The organism is Thalassolituus sp. UBA3500 (assembly GCF_002377545.1).
Taxonomy (GTDB): Bacteria; Pseudomonadota; Gammaproteobacteria; order Pseudomonadales; family Oceanobacteraceae; genus Thalassolituus.
This window is the reverse complement of sequence record NZ_DFQB01000060.1, coordinates 37,467-52,667: the sequence shown is the minus strand read 5'-3', so window position 1 is coordinate 52,667 and position 15,201 is coordinate 37,467. Positions and strand designations below refer to the sequence as shown.

Genomic DNA, 15,201 nt, shown 5'->3' with positions numbered 1-15,201 from the left:
ATGTTTAGAGTTCAAACTAATTGACGAAACAGAAGCAATTGACGAGGACGTAATGGCTCACGCCGGTACGCGGACCTCGAAGAGGAAATGAATCAGATTCTGGCGCAGGCAGCGCCCAACGAAAAAGATCAGTCTCAGCGCCTTATTACAATGCGCAAACCGAATCCGGAAGACGGCTCTGTAGTGAACAACCTTGTGGAAAACTGCAAGCCTCTGGATACGAACTCAATGTACTGCAACAACCTGCAGTGTTCTCACTTCCGCGATACCGCGGTGCTTGCTGAAGAGCAGGGTGAAACCATTGGTTTCATTTCTGGTTATCTTCTGCCGGAGCAACCAGACACTTTATTTGTCTGGCAGGTCGCTGTGAGCCCTAAGGCTCGGGGGCTTGGCCTGGCCAGTAAGATGTTACTTGAGCTGCTGTCTCGCCAACAGGGCGCAGTTCGTCACCTGCACACGAGCATCACACCGGGTAATGAAGCGTCCTGGAACCTGTTTAAAAGGCTGGCACGCAAGCTGGATGCGCCACTGAACGAACGCGTTATGTTCGACAAAGAGCAGCATTTTGCAGGACAGCATGAGACAGAGATGCTTGTTCACATCGGTCCTTTCAGTAGTGCTGACGTCAGCGCTGCGCAATAACAGAATTTAAACCAAATACAGAGGGTATCTGATATGGGTATTTTTAAAGATCTTGAATCAAACGTTCGTGGTTACTGCCGTTCATTTCCTGTTACCTTTGTTAAGGCGCAGAACGCAACGGTGACTGACAGTGAAGGTAACGAGTACATCGACTTCCTGGGTGGTGCTGGCACGCTGAACTATGGCCACAACAACCCTGCTTTCAAGCAGGCGCTGATTGATTACATCGAAGCGGATGGTATGACTCACGGTCTGGATATGCACACAGACGCGAAAGCTGCATTTCTGGAAGCCTTCCGTGACCTGATCCTTGAGCCACGCAACATGGACTACAAGGTACAGTTCACTGGCCCGACCGGTACTAACGCGGTTGAAGCGGCTCTGAAAGTAGCTCGTAAAAATACCGGCCGTCAGACCATTATCTCGTTCACCAATGGCTTCCATGGTGTGACTCAGGGTTCTGCTGCGGTTACCGGTAACGGTTACTACAAGAAGGCCAGCGGATTGCCAACAACCGGTGTTCAGTTTATGCCGTACGATGGCTACCTGGGCGACTTCAATACGCTCAAATATCTGGAAAAAGCGCTTGACGACGGTTCATCAGGTCTGGGTCATCCAGCCGGTGTCATTGTTGAGTGTATCCAGGGTGAAGGTGGTCTGAACGTAGCATCTAAAGAATGGATGCAGGGTCTGCAGGCGATCTGTAAAAAGCATGACATGCTGCTGATCGTTGATGACATTCAGGCAGGTTGTGGTCGTTCAGGCACCTTCTTCAGTTTTGAAGAATTCGGTATCGAGCCTGACGTTATTACTCTGTCGAAATCTCTGGGTGGCTACGGTCTGCCAATGGCGGTTGTTCTCCTCAAAGAAGAGCTCGACATCTGGGGTCCAGGTGAGCATAACGGTACCTTCCGTGGTAACAACCACGCGTTCGTTACTGCACGTCGCGCACTGGAAGAGTACTGGAGTGACTACCGTTTTGCTGAAGAAATTCAGCACAAGGCAAGTGTTATCCGTCGTCGTCTGAAAGAGATTCAGGCAGAAAACGGTGGTACCTCTAAGATGAAGCACAAAGGCCGTGGAATTATGCAGGGTCTTGAGTTTGCTAACGGTGACATCGCCGGTGCAATTACTGAGTTAGCGTTTGAGCATAATCTGATTATTGAAACCAGTGGCTCCGATGGTCAGGTTGTTAAGATCCTGACGCCCCTGACGATTGAAGAAAGCAAGTTGAGTGCGGGTCTCGATATCCTTGAGAAATGTGTTACTCAGGTAATGTCTGATCAGGTGAGTAAGGCTTCTTAAGAAGCCTTCTCTTGTAGCCTCTCAACGCCAACGAACTCAGGAAAACGCAGAAAATGATCGTAAGAACACTCGAAGAATGTAAAAACAGCAGCCGCGCCATCAATGGTGGCAACTGGGAAAGCGTCCGTATGTTGCTGAAAGACGACAACATGGGATTCTCATTCCACATCACCACTATTTTTGCGGGTACAGAAACGCCTATTCACTACCAGAATCACCTGGAGTCTGTGTACTGCATGCAGGGCGAGGGTGAAATCGAAACTGTTGAAGACGGCAAGATCTATCAGATTCGTCCGGGCACACTTTATATTCTGGATAAGCACGATAAGCACTTGCTGCGCGCGACCAAGGACATGCACATGGCGTGTGTGTTTAATCCGCCGTTAAACGGCAAGGAAGTCCACGATGAAAACGGCGTCTACGCATTGGAAGCTGACACCATCGAAGACTGATTCGCGTGATGGCCTGGAAATGGGCCAATCCATCAAACAAATAGAATCAGCAGGAATAACATGATTAAGCACAGTGTAGAAAAAATCGGCGGCACTTCGATGAGCCGTTACGACGATGTATTAAAAAATATCTGGCAGCGTCCTCAGGCGCCGCACGGTGGTACCGAAACGACTTTGTATCAGCGCGCCTTCGTAGTATCAGCGTATGCTGGTATGACCAACGGTCTGCTTGAGCACAAGAAGACCGGTGAGCCGGGCGTCTATGCACTCTTTTCCGAAATGGACGAAAACCGTCCATGGCAGCAGAAACTGTATGAAGTACAGGCCGCTATGCTGGCAATGAACGAAGAGATGTTCGATGGTCAGGATATTGTTCGTCGCCGTGCTGACCAGTTTATCAGCAGTCGCATTGAAGACGTTAAGCAGTGCCTTGAGCACCTTGAGAACGTCTGCACATTCGGCCACTTTCAGCTGGATGATCATCTGCACCGTGTTCGTGAAATGTTAAGTGCCCTGGGTGAAGCGCACAGCGCATATAATTCGGTACAACTACTGAAACTGCATGACATTAATGCGCGTTTTATCGATCTGACCAACTGGAGGTCTGACAGTCAGCAGACTCTCGAAGATCACATCAAAGACGCGTTCTCGGATGTCGATTTCACGCAGGAGATGCCGATCGTTACGGGTTATACCCAGTGTCGCGAAGGTCTGATGAAAACTTATGACCGTGGTTACAGTGAGATGACCTTCTCGAAGGTAGCCACTGTGACGGGCGCGGGCGAAGCCATTATTCACAAAGAATATCACCTGAGTACCGCGGATCCTGAAATGGTCGGCGCGGAAAATGTACACCCGATTGGTCTGACCAACTATGACGTTGCTGATCAGTTGGCGAACCTTGGGATGGAAGCCATTCATCCACGTGCGGCGGCGGGTCTGCGTAAGCGCAACATCCTGCTTCGCGTGAAAAACACGTTTGAACCAGAGCACCGTGGTACAGAAATCCGCAGTGACTACAGCAGCAAAACGCCGAAAGTAGAGATCATTGCCGGTACACGCAGTGTCTGGGCAATGGAGCTGTTTGACCAGGATATGGTGGGTGATCCCTCTTATGGCCAGAAAATGAACGACCTGGTCTTTGAGTCAGGCGTGCGGGTTCTGACCAAAGACTTTAACGCCAATACAGTCACGTTTTACCTGAAAGGTAACAAGCGTCGCATCAATTGGTTGATGGATCGACTGCAGGCCAACTACACTAACGCTGACATTCGAGTCGAGAAGATGGCGATGGTCAGCGCGATCGGTAGTGATATGAAGGTTCCGGGCTTGCTGAAGTCCGCTGCATCGGCCTTGTCTGATGCCGGTGTGAATATTTTGTCTGTGCACCAGGCAATGCGTCAGGTGGATATGATGTTCATTGTTGCCGATCAGGATTACGCTGCGGCGGTGAAAGCTCTGCACACCAGTCTGATCGAGAATAACAGTGATTGGGAGGCGGTACAGTCCGCATGATAAGAACCGTCTGGCATATATTCTTGTCTCTGATGGTATTTGCCTCAGCGCTGGTGATTCTACCGGCGCGGGTTAATGCCGCCCCAACAACTGAAGACACAGCAGAATCAGCCGAAGAGGTGCAGGCTAACTACGCCAAGGCTGAAAAAACCATAGAGGCGCTTGAGGCGCCTCTTTATTCTGCATTCACCGAGCGTTACCTGCTTGATGAAGTCAAAACCCTCCGCCAGATGCTGGCAGACCACCGCGTCGAAGTGACAGAACAGATCACAGATCGTGAACTGAGCGTCGCTGACAAGGCGTTAATGTACGCGACCGATACCGTCACATACTTCTTTTACCTGATCGCCGGTGCGTCTACATTGCTGGTTCTGGTGGGGTGGAACTCTCTGCGTGAGATCAAAGACCGGGCAAGTGCTCTCGCCAATGACGAGATCTCCCGGATCACCAGCTCCTACGAAGAACGTCTCGAAAAACTGGAACGAGAACTACACAGTAAGTCTCGGCATATTGCTGCGACTCAGGAAGAGATTGAACTGACCAACGAAGTTCACTCTCTCTGGCTGAAAGCGTCACAGGAATCCAGTGCTCAGAATAAGATCGCAATTTATGATCAGATTCTTGGACTGCGTCCTGATGATATTGAGGCCATTACGTACAAGGCAGATGCCGCCTTACTGCTTGGCCAGAACCAGTGGGCCAATGCACTTGCGAATCGTGCACTGACCATAGACCCTGAAAACAGCCATGCTAAATATCAGCGCGCCTGTGCGCACGCCGAGAGTGGCTACATTGAAGAAGCACTTCGGGATCTCGCTGAAGCCATCGAAACGTCTGAAGCACTGCGTGAGCAGGCCGCCCACGATCCGAGTTTCGAGAAGCTGCGAGATATGGAAGAGTTTATTGCCATGACTCAGGTGTCTTCTTAAGTCGCATTTAAAGACCCATTTAAGACGCATTCTGACGTCAGCGGTCAACCCGCAAAAGATAGATTCCGAGAGCCCGGTGTTTCCACATCGGGCTTTTTTGTTTGCTCTGATTGTCGGTGCCAGCAAGCTTTTCACTATTGGCTGTATTAGAAAAATTCATTTCAATGGAACCAATGCGGGTGTCACCCTTCTGAATTGTGTATGTACAACGGGTTGGAACGAACCGGAGATTGAAATGGCAAACGACGGGACTGTAGACAGTAGTGCAAACAATGGCGTGGCAAGTAACGATACGGTGAGTGGTACAAGAAAAGCCATCGTTGTCGAAGGCGGGGCGATGCGAGGAATATTTGCCAGTGGAGTGATCGATCACTTTCTTGAGCAGGAATTTCACGGATTTGATTTTGGTATCGGTGTATCGGCCGGTGGGACCAACCTGACAGGATATTTGTCCCGACAACCGGGTCGCGCGCGTCAGGCAATTATGGAGTACGCGCGTCAGAAAGAATTCTTCAGCCCAGTGCGTTTCGTTCGAGGCGGGCATATGACCGATGTTCACTGGTTGTGGCATTACACCCATCAGCAACTTCCTCTCGCGGAGTTCGTCGGTGATATGGAACTCTATGCCACTGCAACGCACGTTGAGAGTGGCCAGGCACATTATCTGCCCGTGACCTCTGAAACGGTGCATGATGCTATGGTGGCCACCTGTGCTATTCCGTATTTCTATCGCTCACCGGTTGTTGTCAACAATGAGCGCTACGTAGATGGTGGTGTGGCGGACTCAATTCCTGTGCGACAAGCCTGGAATATGGGGGCCGACGATATTACGGTGGTGCTCTCGCAGCCGCTCGGATTTCGTAAGACATCCAGCCAGAGCGAGTGGTTACTGGAAAAAATGTTCGCGGCTGAAGCAGGCTTGATGAACGCGATGAAGTTCCGCACAGCACAATATAATGAAAGCCTCGATTTTATTAACTCGCCTCCAGAAGGCTGTCGGGTGCGTGTTGTTGCTCCGCCGCCAGAGTTCTCTGTGTCGCGTCTGTGTATGAACGAGAAGAAACTGGCCGATGGTTACGATATGGGCGTCGAGGCGGCCAGCGCCTATCTTGAGGAGTTATACGCCCCGCAGACTGATTTACGTGTGGTATCAGTCGCCTGACTCTTATTTTTCCCAGCGATTTAGTCGGTAAGGAACAGTGCCAGTAATTCATTCAGATATTGCTGGCCGCGTTCCGAAGCGCGGATGTCAGTGCTGCACTCAATCAGACCAAGTGAAAGCGCTTTATTCAGCGGCGCCCTGATGCTGTCGAGTGTCATTCCTGTCCGGGCTTCAAAATCACTCACAGGAATACCCTCCTGGAGGCGTAACGCATTCATCATGCACTCCAGCGCGGTGTCTTCGGGCAAGATACGATCCTGTCCTGCCAGGAAGCGTTTCTCGCTGTTTAAATAGTCTTTCGGTAGTCGGGTTTTGCGCGTACGCAGAATGGTCAGGCCCTGGGGCCCTGTTGAGGTGATCTTGCCATGTGCACCTGCTCCGATGCCCAGATAGTCACCGAAACGCCAGTAATTAATATTATGCTTCGCTTGCTGCTGCGGCAGCGAGTATGCCGAGATCTCGTACTGACGCAGTCCTGCATGCGCCAGTCTTTCTTGCCCCTGCTCCTGAATATCCCACAGGGTGTCATCTTCAGGCAGCACCGGCGGGCGCTTATAAAATTCGGTGTTGGGTTCGATTGTCAGCTGATACCAGGACAGGTGCGGCGGCTGAAAAGACAGGGCGGTATTTAAATCATCCAGCGCCTGCTCTGGCGTCTGGTCTGGCAGACCGTGCATCAGGTCGAGATTAAAATTACTGAATCCCGCATTAATCGCTGTTTCAATGGCCGCAAGCGCTTGCGCTCTGTCGTGTATTCGCCCAAGTTTTTTCAGGTGTTCAGGCTGAAAGCTCTGGATGCCCATTGATAAACGGTTAATGCCCAGCTGTCTGTAGGCTTTAAATTTATCCGCTTCGAAGGTTCCGGGGTTGGCTTCCAGAGTAATCTCAATATCCGAGCTGAAAGAGAGTTTTTCAGACAGCCCAGTGAAGAGTGTTTCGTAGGCGTGAGCCGATAATAAGCTGGGAGTGCCGCCGCCAAAAAAGATACTTTTTATCGCACGCCCTTGCACCCAGTGGAGGTCTTGTTCGAGGTCTTTCAGAAGAGCATTAATATACTCTGCTTCAGGAATATGGCTGCCTGCCTCGTGAGAGTTGAAGTCACAGTAAGGACATTTGCGCACACACCAGGGAATGTGGATGTACAGACTCAGTGGAGGCAGTGTCATGATCCTTTCAGGCGACGCCAGCCTCAGAGCGGGATTCAAAAGAAGGAGATTTGAGTTCAAACCCGGTTTCGTCAATGGCCTCCATCAGCGCGGATACTTTGACTTCCCACTCATTCTTTTCCTGAGACAGGCGACTGTTTTCTCTTTTTACAGACTCATACTGTTGCTGCAACGCGGTAATGGCCGTGTCGCGATGTTGCAGACGTTGCTCCGCATCTGACACCGCCTGGCGCAGCTCCGCGATCGTATTATTTAATTCTTCGTTGGTTTCCTGCAGGGCTTTATTGTCTTTCCGGGCTTCCTGCAGTGCAGATACCGTATTGAGAATCTTCTGTTCGAGTTGTTCAAGCATGTCCAAAGTATCTTTCTCTGTGATGTATCGTTAGTAAGTCTTAAATTCTATTAAGGGCGCCAGCGTCCCAGTAGCTGCTGAATCGCCTGACCTCGATGGGATAAAACGTTCTTACGTTCCCGGCTCAGTTCAGCGGCGCTGCATTGCTCACTTGGGACATAAAATATAGGGTCATAGCCAAACCCTTCTGTGCCTGAGGGCTGTGTGAGAATGACGCCTTCCCACGCACCCTGGAAAACCTGTGGCGTTGGGTCTTCGGCATGACGCATATATACAAGCACGCATTGAAAGCGTGCCGTGCGTTCTGCTTCAGCGACACCTTCGAGGTTTTTCAGGACTTTACTGTTATTCGCCTGATCTCCTTCACCAGAGTATCGGGCGCTGTAAATACCAGGAGCACCGTCGAGCACATCAATCTCAATGCCAGAGTCATCTGCCAGTGCTGGTAGCCCGGTCACCTGGCAGGCATGGCGTGCTTTGATAATGGCATTCTCAACGAAGCTCAGCCCTGTCTCATCGGCGTCAGAAACATTGAGCTCTGTCTGAGGAATAAGCTCAACATTATCGTCAGCAAAGTGCTCAGAAAACATGGCTGAAAATTCACGTAGTTTGCCTTTGTTGCCACTGGCAAGAACGATTTTTTTCATGATTATTCCTGATAGAATTTCTGACTAAATTTCACGTCAAACGTGCGGCTGGTACCTTCTGGCGTGACATCGAGATCAATGCGATAGATTTCGTTTTTATCGAAGCGGAAGGTCGATACATAGTACACCGCATTGGTTTCTTTGATTTCCCGGAAGTCGATGGTGCGACTCTGACCAATCAGGTTTTTGATGGTCCCTGTGAGTTCAGCCGTCACTGGCGTCGGTACCGTGTCTTTCGCGGTCTTCAATACTGAAATGCTCAGATAAGCGAGCGAGCGTGAGCGCGGAATATCGTAGGCTTCGGCAGCTTCCTCAGGTAAGAAGCTGGAATTAAGGCCTATGTAGTGGACCTCATAATCACCAAACACCTGCTTCTGTTCACCACGATCTGCAAAGGTTTGCATAGAGGCGACAGAAAGAGCCAGTACCAGGATAGCGTTGATCTTACTCAGTGCATTCATACTTATCTCCGGGTGATGTGATAAACCGCTATTTCGCCCAGCATGGCTGGCCAGAGACGAATGCTCCAGTGCTCGCGATGCTGATCATCGACAACGGTTTTATTAAGAATACGTATGCCTTTCTCCCGACACAGAATTTCAAAGTCGCGGAAGGTGCACATGTGAATATTCGGCGTGTCATACCAGTTGTACGGCAGCGTATCCGACATGGGCATGCGACCCTTCAATAAAAGGTAGAAACGGGTTTTCCAGTAACCAAAGTTCGGAAACGTCACGATGGCTTCTTTGCCGATACGCAGCATTTCGTCGAGCAGTTCGTCCGGACGCTGAACAGCCTGCAGTGCTTGAGTCATGACAACGGTATCGATGCTCTGATCTTCAAAGTTACTGAGGCCATTATCCAGGTTCTGTTCAATCACATTGACGCCGTTACGGATACAGGCCGTCAGTTTTTCTGGATTAATTTCCAGACCGTAACCGTGAACGTTTTTCTCAGTCTTGAGATAACTGAGTAATTCACCCTCGCCGCAGCCAAGGTCGAGGATTTCACTTTCCGGGCGAATCCATTGCTGAATAATACTCAGATCAGGACGCAGTTCGCTCATGCCAGACCTCCGAAGCTACGTGTTGCGACGCCGTCCATATAAGCATGGAATATATCCAGATAGCGTGGGATAGGGAGAAGGAACGCATCGTGGCCGTTGTCAGACTCGATACAGGCGTAGCTGACGTCTTTATCGGCGTGAATCAGTGCGTTAACGATCTCTTCTGAGCGCGCTGGAGCAAAGCGCCAGTCAGTCGTGAACGACACGACCAGAAAGCGGCACTTTGCCTGACTCAGGCACTTGCGCAGGTCATTGTCGTGATCGCGTGCAGGATCAAAATAGTCCAGTGCTTTGGTCATCAGCATGTAGGTGTTAGCGTCGAAACGAGTACTGAATTTCTCGCCCTGATAGTGCAGGTAACTTTCGACCTGAAACTCAGGTGCGAAACTGAAGTTCAGTTTGCCCTCACGTAATTCACGGCCAAACTTCTGCCGCATGGCATCGTCCGAAAGATACGTCAGGTGCCCTAACATCCGCGCTTGCATCAGGCCTGCTTTGGGCAGGGTCCCTTTCTCCTGATACCAGCCGTCATGAAAATCAGGGTCTTTGGCGATGGCCTGTCGGGCGACTTCATTAAACGCGATATTCTGCGCCGAAAGCTTGGGGGCAGAAGCAATAACAACGGCGTGCTTCAGGCGCTCAGGAAACTGAATAGACCAACGCAGAACCTGCATCCCACCGAGAGACCCACCGACCACAGCGGCCCAGACATCAATACCAAGAACATCTGCAAGGCGAGCCTGACTATTTACCCAGTCGCGTACAGCCATGATAGGAAAGTCGGGGCCGTAGGCTTTGCCTGTTTCTGGGTTGATACTGACCGGGCCCGTCGATCCTGAGCAGCCACCTAAGTTGTTCAGCGAGACGACAAAGAACTTATTGGTGTCGATGGGTTTGCCGGGGCCGATACAGGTATCCCACCAACCGGGCTTTTTGTCTTCCATGCTGTGATAGCCCGCAGCATGATGATCGCCACTCAGTGCGTGACAGATCAGAACAGCATTAGAGCGGTCAGCATTGAGTTCACCATAGGTCTCGTAGATCAGGTCGTATTGTTCTAACACTCGTCCGCTGCGCAACGTCAGGGGTGTATCGAAGTGCTGAACCCTGGGGGTGACGAGTCCGACCGAGTTTTCTGGAATAACGTCCGGCATCGGAGACAGGTATCCATTTGCAAGCTAGTAATGTTTCAAGTTTATCAGGCTTAGAGCTGGCTTGGCACTGGCTGTGCCCGTTGCGGAGAGTATTGGTGCACGGTTGGTTATTTATACATCAGGCTGGCGGCAGCAGAAGTGCTGCTGCCGCGGGCAGGGCAATATCTTACAGGCCCATAATCAGGCCTGACGGCACCTGCAGAACTTGTTTGAGAGGATACAGAATCAGGATCTCTGCCAGCTGAATACCAAGAATCACGACCAGCGGCGACAGATCCAGTCCGCCCATGTCTGGCATGATCTTGCGTACCGGGCGAATGACCGGTTCCAGCAGTTGGTTGATCAATATCAGTGCGGGGTTGTAAGACCCTGGGGCCACCCAAGAGGCAATGACCATAATCAGCATGCCCCAGAAGTAAATACTGATCAGAAGTTTGATGATGCCCACAGCAGCCCAGCCAATCATGGCAACGAATGGCATTCCGGTTCCGTATCCCGCAAGCATCAGAATCAGCGCCATGATCACATATTGAATCGCCAGAGTCAGCACCAGTGATGCCATATCGAGGCCGCCAAACCCAGGAATCACACGGCGCAATGGAATAAGCAGTGGATTGGTAAACTTCACAATCATTTGCGACAGCGGGTTATAAAAATCAGCCCGGACAAGCTGCAGCAGGAAGCGCAGCATAACAATCAGTAAAACCAGGCTGCCAATGGCGTTGACGAGCAGCAGACCTGCTTGTGTGAGTGGTGAACCCATGGATACTCCCGTTGTAAGTGAGCGGCCTCAGAGCCGCGCGGTGCAATCTTGTTGTCTCAAATGTTTACTTTATCGAACTTCAAATGGGGGCGCCTGAGAAAATTTCACCCCCTGTCGTCAAGATTCAGCCATTGCCGAGTTCGTCGCTGAGTTCAGCAGCTCTGCGCGCTGCGGCATCCATGGCAGCCTTCACGATATCGCGCAGGTGTGCGCCTTCGAACGTCGCGATTGCCTGCTCTGTAGTGCCTCCGGGAGATGTCACGCGGCGGCGCAATTCATCAGGGGCGACATCTGAACTGCTGGCCATTTTGCCTGCGCCCAGGGCTGTCTGTAGCGTCAGGCGACGGGCGGTTTCTTCACTGAGTCCAAGTTTGATACCGGCGTCGATCATAGATTCCATCAATAGGAAATAGTAAGCCGGGCCACTGCCGGAAAGCGCGGTAACAGCATCAATCTCAGCTTCAGTCTGTACCCACATGGCCAGACCCGTAGCACCGAGCAGTGTGTCAGTGAGGTTGCGCTGTTCCAGTGTGACTTCGTCGCTGGCGAATAGCCCTGTCGCTCCAAAACCTGTCAGTGCCGGCGTATTCGGCATGGCGCGTACCACAGCTCTGCAGCCGCTCCAGTCTTTGAGTGTTGGCAGACTGATACCGGCAGCAACAGAAATCAGCAGTGGTTGACGTGCGTTGAGTGTTGCCTGCAATGGCTCCAGCACGGCTTTCATCATCTGTGGCTTAACCGCAAGGATGACGACGTTAGCTGTTGCGATAGCATCGAGGTTGGACTCATGCGTCACAATGCCGAAATCCTGGGTCAGGCGTTCACGCTGTTCTGCGCCCGGGTCGCTGACGTGAATCAGATCCGGGCTGACCGCGTCCTCTCTGATCAGGCCGCCGATGATGCTGGTAGCCATATTGCCACCGCCGATGAATGCTATCTGTGTCATTGTTGATTCCTGCTTCTGAATACCTTCACTGAGCGCCCGGGATATTCCGCGCTCCGAATATGTCTGTACCGATACGAACTTCCGTTGAACCACAGGCAACTGCGAGTTCGAGGTCGGACGACATGCCCATCGACAACGTGTCTGCGTCCGGGCATAACTCCTTTAATTCCTGCCATAGCGACTGCATTTTCTGGAACTGGTTACGCAGTCGTTCCTCGTCGCTGGTCGCTTCCGGGATACACATCAATCCCCGAACTTTCAGTCTAGGCAAGGATAGGAGAGTCTGCGCAAAACTGGTGACGCTTTCTGTGGCGATACCACTTTTCTGGTCTTCGTCGCTGATGTTCACCTGTATCAGTACGTTCAGCGGTGGCAGGTTGTCCGGGCGTTGCTCGTTCAGGCGACGAGCGATCTTTTCACGGTCCAGCGTTTCCAGCCATTGAAAGTGCTCAGCCACGGGGCGGGTTTTGTTTGACTGCAGCGGCCCAATAAAATGCCACTCGATGTCGGTCAGCTCCGCCAGAGCGTCAATTTTATCCAGCCCATCCTGCAGGTAGTTTTCACCGAACGCTCTTTGCCCCTGCTCGTAACATGCTCGTACCATACTGGCGGGTTTTGTTTTACTGACCGCCAGAAGGCGCACGCTGTCTGGTTGGCGCGACGCATTTTTACAGGCAGCGCTGATACGCTCGCGAACCCGTTGATAGTTCTGTTCTACAGTAGACATTACGCTTGCTTGGTTTAGGATTAACTTGATTGTTGTGTAGTGACGCTGTTCATAGAAATTTGTTCAACAGCGATTACATTACATCATACACCAGTCGAGGGATTGACCGCTTCATCCGGCTGGTTGCATCACTACTATTTTGGCATTTATCGGGCTGTCTGGCTGAGCTGGCGCATCTGGCCCAAGATCATAGAGAGGATCACATGGATATTACCGAGTTATTGGCCTTTAGCGCGAAGCAGGGGGCCTCTGACCTCCACTTATCGGCAGATATGCCACCTATGATCCGTGTCGATGGCGATGTACGCCGAATTAATCTTCCTGCGTTAAGTCACAAAGAAGTTCACGCCCTTGTTTACGACATCATGAACGACAAGCAGCGTAAGGACTTCGAAGAGTTTCTGGAAACAGACTTCTCGTTTGAAGTCCCCGGTGTTGCCCGCTTCCGTGTGAATGCCTTTAACCATAACCGTGGTGCGGGTGCGGTATTCCGTACCATTCCATCAAAAGTCGTGACCATGGATCAGCTGGGAATGGGGCAGGTGTTCAAAGACCTCTCTATGATCAGCCGTGGCATCGTATTAGTGACCGGCCCGACCGGTTCAGGTAAATCAACGACCCTAGCGGCGATGGTTGATTACATCAATGAGACTAAGTTTGACCATATCCTCACCGTTGAAGATCCGATTGAATTCGTGCATGAGTCAAAGAAGAGTCTGATCAACCAGCGTGAAGTGCACCGTGATACGTTGGGCTTCAACGAGGCATTGCGCTCAGCACTTCGTGAAGACCCTGACGTTATTCTCGTTGGTGAATTGCGTGACCTTGAGACTATCCGTCTGGCATTGACGGCGGCAGAAACCGGCCACGTTGTATTTGGTACCCTGCACACCAGCTCCGCGGCGAAAACCATTGACCGTATTGTCGATGTATTCCCGGCGGAAGAAAAATCCATGGTGCGCTCAATGTTGTCAGAATCGTTGCAGGGCGTTGTGTCTCAGGCGCTGCTGAAAAAGAACGGTGGCGGCCGTATTGCAGCCCATGAGATTATGGTTGGCACGGCGGCGATCCGTAACCTGATTCGTGAAGACAAGGTTGCGCAAATGTACTCGGCCATTCAGACTGGGGCAGCGCACGGGATGCAGACCATGGATCAATGCCTGCAGAGTCTGGTCAGCAAGGGGCTGATCAGTCGTGAAATCGCCCGTGAAAAGGCCAAAATGCCAGAAAACTTCTGAGGTAGCTGATTGTGTCAATGGATAAGTTTCTGCGGTTAATGGTTGAAAAGACCGCATCCGATCTCTTCATTACGGCGGGCGTTCCGCCTTCGATGAAGGTCCATGGCAAGCTGGTACCTCTCAATAAAACGGTTCTTAGTGCTGAGCAGGCAAAAGAAATCGTCTACGGACTGATGAACGACCGCCAGCAGGCTGAGTTCGAAGAGCGCAAAGAACTGAACTTTGCGATCAATGCCACGGGTATTGGTCGTTTTCGTGCGAGTGCCTTCTTCCAGCGTAATGTCGCGGGGATGGTGCTACGACGGATTGAAACCCGAATCCCGAATATTGATCAGCTCGGCCTGCCTGAAGTGATCAAAGAGCTATCGCTTGCTAAGCGAGGTCTGGTGCTGTTTGTGGGTGCAACAGGTGCGGGTAAATCGACGTCATTGGCCTCGATGATCGGCTACCGTAACCGCAACAGTAAGGGGCATATACTCAGCATCGAAGACCCGATCGAATTTATCCATCAACATGAAACCTGCATCGTCACTCAGCGTGAAGTTGGCCTCGATACTGACAGCTATGAGATTGCGCTGAAGAACTGCCTGCGTCAGGCACCGGACGTAATCATGATTGGTGAGGTACGCTCTGCTGAGACCATGGAGCATGCGATTACCTTCGCAGAAACAGGTCACCTGTGCCTTGCCACTCTGCACAGTAACAACGCTAACCAGGCGCTTGATCGCATCATTCACTTTTTCCCCCCAGAGCGGCACTCGCAGATCTGGATGGATCTTTCTCTGAACCTGAAAGCGATCGTGGCGCAGCAGTTAATTCCGACGCCTGATGGTCGTGGTCGTCGTGCTGTTGTCGAGGTCTTACTGAATACACCTCTGGTGTCAGACCTGATCCGTAAAGGCGATGTACACGAGCTGAAGAGCCTGATGGCGCGCTCGACAGAACTGGGTATGCAGACCTTTGACCAGGCGCTGTACGCTCTCTACGAGCAGAGTGAGATTACCTATGAAGACGCGATCGCCCATGCTGACTCGCCGAACGATCTGCGCCTGATGATTAAACTGGGCAATGAAACCAACGCCGACAGATTAGAAGGTGCGACGCGCAACCTGCGCCTGCAGGACTAACGCCAACGGC

Annotated in this window: 17 protein-coding genes; 8 read left to right on the top strand and 9 right to left on the bottom strand. The window is 51.5% G+C overall.

Annotated features, from left to right (window positions below; translation table 11 throughout):
- Nucleotides 1-87: 87 nt before the first annotated feature.
- From ectA to B2R29_RS15735, 6 genes are all read left to right on the top strand, one after another.
- Nucleotides 88-642, top strand: coding sequence for a diaminobutyrate acetyltransferase (gene ectA / locus B2R29_RS15760; protein ID WP_301181934.1), 555 nt, complete (start codon nt 88-90; stop codon nt 640-642).
- Nucleotides 643-675: 33 nt separating this feature from the next.
- Nucleotides 676-1,947, top strand: a complete 1,272-nt coding sequence (gene ectB / locus B2R29_RS15755) for a diaminobutyrate--2-oxoglutarate transaminase (RefSeq protein WP_301181933.1) — start codon at nt 676-678, stop codon at nt 1,945-1,947.
- Between the two features lie 53 nt (nt 1,948-2,000).
- Nucleotides 2,001-2,399 (top strand): ectoine synthase, encoded by a 399-nt coding sequence (locus tag B2R29_RS15750; protein ID WP_301181932.1) that lies wholly within the window; start codon nt 2,001-2,003, stop codon nt 2,397-2,399.
- A 60-nt stretch (nt 2,400-2,459) separates the two neighbouring features.
- A complete protein-coding gene (locus B2R29_RS15745; RefSeq protein WP_301181931.1) occupies nt 2,460-3,914 on the top strand; it encodes an aspartate kinase in 1,455 nt (484 codons plus the stop codon).
- The gene (locus B2R29_RS15740; protein WP_301181930.1) at nt 3,911-4,843 is read left to right on the top strand and encodes a tetratricopeptide repeat protein; all 933 of its coding nucleotides are present in this window, start codon (nt 3,911-3,913) and stop codon (nt 4,841-4,843) included. The genes B2R29_RS15745 and B2R29_RS15740 overlap by 4 nt, the downstream gene beginning before the upstream one ends.
- Nucleotides 4,844-5,078: 235 nt before the next feature.
- A complete protein-coding gene (locus tag B2R29_RS15735) occupies nt 5,079-6,005 on the top strand; it encodes a patatin-like phospholipase family protein (RefSeq protein ID WP_301181929.1) in 927 nt (308 codons plus the stop codon).
- 20 nt (nt 6,006-6,025) lie between these two features.
- On the opposite strand, the gene hemW is transcribed toward B2R29_RS15735, so the two are convergent.
- The 9 genes from hemW to B2R29_RS15690 form a co-directional block, all read right to left on the bottom strand.
- Complete coding sequence (gene hemW, locus B2R29_RS15730; RefSeq protein WP_301181928.1) at nt 6,026-7,171, bottom strand: radical SAM family heme chaperone HemW; 1,146 nt, start codon at nt 7,169-7,171, stop codon at nt 6,026-6,028.
- Between the two features lie 7 nt (nt 7,172-7,178).
- A complete protein-coding gene (locus tag B2R29_RS15725) occupies nt 7,179-7,523 on the bottom strand; it encodes a hypothetical protein (protein WP_301181927.1) in 345 nt (114 codons plus the stop codon).
- A gap of 50 nt (nt 7,524-7,573) precedes the next feature.
- Nucleotides 7,574-8,173: an RdgB/HAM1 family non-canonical purine NTP pyrophosphatase gene (gene rdgB / locus B2R29_RS15720; RefSeq protein WP_301182126.1), complete on the bottom strand. Its 600-nt coding sequence runs from the start codon at nt 8,171-8,173 to the stop codon at nt 7,574-7,576.
- Nucleotides 8,173-8,631: a DUF4426 domain-containing protein gene (locus B2R29_RS15715; RefSeq protein ID WP_301181926.1), complete on the bottom strand. Its 459-nt coding sequence runs from the start codon at nt 8,629-8,631 to the stop codon at nt 8,173-8,175. The genes rdgB and B2R29_RS15715 overlap by 1 nt, the downstream gene beginning before the upstream one ends.
- A 2-nt stretch (nt 8,632-8,633) precedes the next feature.
- Nucleotides 8,634-9,227, bottom strand: a complete 594-nt coding sequence (metW, locus tag B2R29_RS15710) for a methionine biosynthesis protein MetW (protein WP_297533389.1) — start codon at nt 9,225-9,227, stop codon at nt 8,634-8,636.
- Between the two features lie 5 nt (nt 9,228-9,232).
- Nucleotides 9,233-10,390, bottom strand: coding sequence for a homoserine O-succinyltransferase MetX (gene metX / locus B2R29_RS15705; RefSeq protein WP_301181925.1), 1,158 nt, complete (start codon nt 10,388-10,390; stop codon nt 9,233-9,235).
- 166 nt (nt 10,391-10,556) lie between these two features.
- Nucleotides 10,557-11,153 carry a YggT family protein gene (locus B2R29_RS15700; RefSeq protein ID WP_301181924.1) on the bottom strand — a complete coding sequence of 199 codons (597 nt, stop codon included), beginning with the start codon at nt 11,151-11,153 and terminating at the stop codon, nt 10,557-10,559.
- A gap of 124 nt (nt 11,154-11,277) precedes the next feature.
- The gene (proC, locus tag B2R29_RS15695; protein WP_301181923.1) at nt 11,278-12,099 is read right to left on the bottom strand and encodes a pyrroline-5-carboxylate reductase; all 822 of its coding nucleotides are present in this window, start codon (nt 12,097-12,099) and stop codon (nt 11,278-11,280) included.
- A gap of 25 nt (nt 12,100-12,124) precedes the next feature.
- Nucleotides 12,125-12,826, bottom strand: coding sequence for a YggS family pyridoxal phosphate-dependent enzyme (locus tag B2R29_RS15690; protein ID WP_301181922.1), 702 nt, complete (start codon nt 12,824-12,826; stop codon nt 12,125-12,127).
- Nucleotides 12,827-13,029: 203 nt separating this feature from the next.
- Here B2R29_RS15690 and B2R29_RS15685 point away from each other — a divergent pair, with 203 nt between their 5' ends.
- Both B2R29_RS15685 and B2R29_RS15680 read left to right on the top strand, forming a co-directional pair.
- Nucleotides 13,030-14,064, top strand: coding sequence for a type IV pilus twitching motility protein PilT (locus tag B2R29_RS15685; RefSeq protein WP_301181921.1), 1,035 nt, complete (start codon nt 13,030-13,032; stop codon nt 14,062-14,064).
- A gap of 11 nt (nt 14,065-14,075) precedes the next feature.
- On the top strand, nt 14,076-15,191 hold the full coding sequence (locus tag B2R29_RS15680) for a PilT/PilU family type 4a pilus ATPase (RefSeq protein WP_139325744.1): 1,116 nt from the start codon (nt 14,076-14,078) through the stop codon (nt 15,189-15,191).
- Nucleotides 15,192-15,201: the final 10 nt, after the last annotated feature.

Bases quoted from the DNA above. Each gene is read 5' to 3' on its own strand.
- hemW (WP_301181928.1), bottom strand. From the start codon at position 7,171: ATGACACTGCCTCCACTGAGTCTGTACATCCACATTCCCTGGTGTGTG.
- B2R29_RS15700 (WP_301181924.1), bottom strand. From the start codon at position 11,153: ATGGGTTCACCACTCACACAAGCAGGTCTGCTGCTCGTCAACGCCATT.
- proC (WP_301181923.1), bottom strand. From the start codon at position 12,099: ATGACACAGATAGCATTCATCGGCGGTGGCAATATGGCTACCAGCATC.
- B2R29_RS15745 (WP_301181931.1), top strand. From the start codon at position 2,460: ATGATTAAGCACAGTGTAGAAAAAATCGGCGGCACTTCGATGAGCCGT.
- metX (WP_301181925.1), bottom strand. From the start codon at position 10,390: ATGCCGGACGTTATTCCAGAAAACTCGGTCGGACTCGTCACCCCCAGG.
- B2R29_RS15740 (WP_301181930.1), top strand. From the start codon at position 3,911: ATGATAAGAACCGTCTGGCATATATTCTTGTCTCTGATGGTATTTGCC.
- B2R29_RS15735 (WP_301181929.1), top strand. From the start codon at position 5,079: ATGGCAAACGACGGGACTGTAGACAGTAGTGCAAACAATGGCGTGGCA.
- B2R29_RS15690 (WP_301181922.1), bottom strand. From the start codon at position 12,826: ATGTCTACTGTAGAACAGAACTATCAACGGGTTCGCGAGCGTATCAGC.
- ectB (WP_301181933.1), top strand. From the start codon at position 676: ATGGGTATTTTTAAAGATCTTGAATCAAACGTTCGTGGTTACTGCCGT.
- ectA (WP_301181934.1), top strand. From the start codon at position 88: ATGAATCAGATTCTGGCGCAGGCAGCGCCCAACGAAAAAGATCAGTCT.
- B2R29_RS15715 (WP_301181926.1), bottom strand. From the start codon at position 8,631: ATGAATGCACTGAGTAAGATCAACGCTATCCTGGTACTGGCTCTTTCT.
- B2R29_RS15750 (WP_301181932.1), top strand. From the start codon at position 2,001: ATGATCGTAAGAACACTCGAAGAATGTAAAAACAGCAGCCGCGCCATC.
- B2R29_RS15685 (WP_301181921.1), top strand. From the start codon at position 13,030: ATGGATATTACCGAGTTATTGGCCTTTAGCGCGAAGCAGGGGGCCTCT.
- B2R29_RS15725 (WP_301181927.1), bottom strand. From the start codon at position 7,523: ATGCTTGAACAACTCGAACAGAAGATTCTCAATACGGTATCTGCACTG.